This is a genomic window from Zavarzinia sp. (genome assembly GCF_049306435.1).
Lineage (GTDB): Bacteria > Pseudomonadota > Alphaproteobacteria > Zavarziniales > Zavarziniaceae > Zavarzinia.
Map to the genome: position 1 here is coordinate 1 of NZ_JBAQRT010000010.1, position 3086 is coordinate 3086.

The 3086-nt window shown below is 70.1% G+C and carries 4 protein-coding genes; all 4 read right to left on the minus strand.

All coding sequences use genetic code 11. The features are described from left to right. Positions 1 to 387: FAD-dependent oxidoreductase (locus tag WAZ62_RS00660; protein WP_422641603.1), on the minus strand; the 387-nt coding region annotated here is incomplete at its 3' end. After that, positions 387 to 1202 (minus strand): ABC transporter ATP-binding protein, encoded by an 816-nt coding sequence (locus WAZ62_RS00665; protein ID WP_422641604.1) that lies wholly within the window; start codon positions 1200 to 1202, stop codon positions 387 to 389. The genes WAZ62_RS00665 and WAZ62_RS00660, both read right to left, overlap by 1 nt. Further along, positions 1199 to 2047, minus strand: coding sequence for an ABC transporter permease (locus WAZ62_RS00670; protein WP_422641605.1), 849 nt, complete (start codon positions 2045 to 2047; stop codon positions 1199 to 1201). The genes WAZ62_RS00665 and WAZ62_RS00670 overlap by 4 nt, the downstream gene beginning before the upstream one ends. Continuing rightward, positions 2034 to 3086 (minus strand): DUF1116 domain-containing protein (locus WAZ62_RS00675; RefSeq protein WP_422641606.1); only part of this gene is annotated, 1053 nt, incomplete at its 5' end. The genes WAZ62_RS00670 and WAZ62_RS00675, both read right to left, overlap by 14 nt.

Here is a 3086-nt window from a genome sequence, read left to right on the forward strand (position 1 = left end):
CGCCAGGCCGACCGCCCGGCCCGGGTGGTGGGCGAGGGGGTGGCGGACCGCTTCCCGCGCGAAGAGGTCGGCCATATAGGCACCGAAATCGAGCCGGCGGCTGTAGTGGTCCCGCTCGTCGGTCCAGCCTTCCGGGTCAGCCGCGTCTCGCCCCGCCTCGGCCATCCAGCGGCCGAAGTCGGTCGGGGCCTCGCGGAACACGCTCATGCGGTCGGCGGGGACATTGATGCGATGCTCCGGCCCGGCGAGACCATAGGCGATGCCGGCGCCGAGGCTGGCGCCCGGCTCCACCACCGTGACCTCGCCGTCGAACGCCGCGTTCCGGGCCAGATGGATGGCGAGGGCGGTGCCCGTGAAGCCACCGCCGATGACGACGACCCGGGGCATCAGGACACGACCCCGAGGCGGGCCAATTCATCGGGGCCGAATTCGCCCTTTATCGCCTCGGCCTCCAGATGGGCTTCGAGGCGGCGACAGATGGCGGCCAACGCCGGATCGGCCAGATCGCGCGGGCGGGGCGCGTCCACGTCGATCACCTCGGTGATCCGGCCGGGGGAGCCGGACATCAGCACGATGCGGTCGGCCAGCACCAGGGCTTCGGTCAGATCATGGGTGACCAGCATGACCGTTGCCCCGGAATCGCGCCAGGTCGCGAGCAGATAGGCCTGCATCATCCGCCTCGTCTGATGGTCGAGAGCGCCGAAGGGCTCGTCCATCAGCAGGAGACGGGGCTTCAACGCGAAAGCCCGAACGAGAGCGACGCGCTGGCGCATCCCGCCCGACAGTTCGGCCGGAACCTTGTCGGCGAAGGCGCCGAGCCCGACATGGCCAAGCAGGCGCAAGGCCTCCGCCCGGGCCGCGCGCCGGGACAGGCCGGTATTTTCCAGCGCGAAGGCGACATTGCCGGCCGCCGTCATCCAGGGAAACAGATTATGTTGCTGGAACAGCAGCGCCGTGCCTTCGGTCGGCCCCTTCACCTCACGGTCGTGGACGAAAACATAGCCCTCCGTCGGCGGCTCCAGCCCGGCGCTCATGCCGAGCAGCGTGCTCTTGCCGCAGCCGGAAGGCCCGATCAGCACGGTGAAACTGCCGGGCGCGACGGCGAGGTCGATATCCTCGACCGCCGGGCGGCCGTCGAACGCCTTGGCGACATGGTCGAAGCGGATCGCCGGGCGGATGCCGGCGACGGGCCTGGCGCTCATGTCCGGCGCTCCCACCACAGCACGCGGCCCTGGATCAACAGCATCACCCGATCGAGCAGGAAGCCGATCACGCCGATAGTGATGATGCCGCTCATCACCAGCTTCATGTTGTACATCTGCTGACCCATCATGATGAGGTAACCGAGGCCGGAATTGATGCCGGCCATCTCGCCCGCCAGCACCGCCATCCAGGCGCCGAACAGGCTCATCCGCGTCATGGTCATGATGCCGGGCAGGGCACCGGGCAGCAGCACTCGCAACCAGATGCGGAGGCGCCCGGCGCCGAGGGTGGTCGCGACCTTCACATATTCGCCGGGCACCGCGTCGAAGGCGGCGACGGCGGCGACCGCCATCGAGCCGAAGATCGCCATGAAGACGACGAAGATCGCGGCGGGATCGCCGATGCCGACGATGGCGATGGCGAAGGGGATCCAGGCGACCGGGGAAATGGGTGCGATGGTCTGCACGATCGGCAGGAACAGGCGCCGTGCCGGCACGAATTCGACGATCAGCGCCCCGATCAGCACAGCGAGGCCGAGGCCGCAGGACAACCCGATGCCGATCCGGCCGAGGGTGACGAGAACCGCGTCGATCAGTCCGGTCTTCTGCACGCCGAAGCCGACATTGGCCCCGCCCGACAGGAGGAAGGGGATGGTCTCGCTCGGCGGCGGCAGGATGCGGTCGTTCAGGAAGCCCTGGGCCGCGCCCAATTCCCACAGGCCGATCAGCAGGCCCCAGGCCAGCGCGAACCAGAAGACGGTGGTCAGGGCGCGGGGCCAATGGCGGGGCCGGGCGCGGGTCATCGGGCGGGGTTCCTTTCCAGCGGCGAGGTCAGCGGTCGTCATCGGCGGCCTCCAATGCGGAAGCCGCTGCCGCGAAGGCGGCGTGGGGCGCCGTTGCAACGCCGATGCCAATCCAGCCCGATTGGCCGTCCCGGTGGGAAATGCCGGTGTGAATGCGAATGTCGCGGGCCGAGGCGGCGACCCTTGCGGCATCGAGCCCGAGGCCCACCCCCTCGGCCCCGGCCAGGGCAGGGGCGATCGTCCGGTTCGTGTCGGAGAACAGGGGCCGCATGGCCCGCCCGCCCGCCCGGGACTCGTCCCAAGCCCGGCCCATGGTGTGGCCGATCTCCGGCGAGCAATGGGCGATGCAGCCGCCGAGGCCGAAACACTCCATGATCGCGCTGTCGCCGAGGTCGGCATGGGCATCGGCGAGGGAAAAGCCGGGGAAGAAGCCGCCGACGGGAAAGCTGGCCGGGGCGCGGAACCAGCGCCCGTCCAGCCCGGCGACCTGGATCGCGAAATCAATGCCGTTCCGCGTGATCGCGGTGACGATTCCAGCGCCGGCGATACCCCGCGCCCGGTCGAGGCCGAGTTTCGCCGCCGCCATGGCATAGTTCAGGAAATGCTGCGGATGGGTGGCCAGCCAGTCGCGGATATCGCGGGGCAGGGGCGCCAGCGCCGACAGGAAGGTGAACATGCCGCCCACGTTCCGCTGGTGCACGTCGTCGCCCAGTTCGACGCCCCGAGCGATCAGGGGCATGAGTTCGAGCCCGCCCGGCGGCAGCGCGGCTTCGATCGCGTCGGCGACCGGGCCTTCGACGAAGGCGAGGCCTTCGGCGACATCGGGGCCGTAATGGCCGAAGCGCAGCACCCGCCGGCCCTTCTCGGCCAGGGTGGCATGGGTCGCCGTGCCGCTGGCGGCATCCTCGATCCTGAACAGCCGTTGCCCGGGGCGGACGACGCCGGCCATGGGCGAGACGGTGCCGATCTCGTGATTGGCGCGCAGGAGGATTTCGCCGGCTGCGATCATGGCGGCGGCGGTCTTGCCGTCGCGGGCCCAGCCCTCGTGCACCGCGGCGCCGCAGAGCGCGTGGAGCACGGT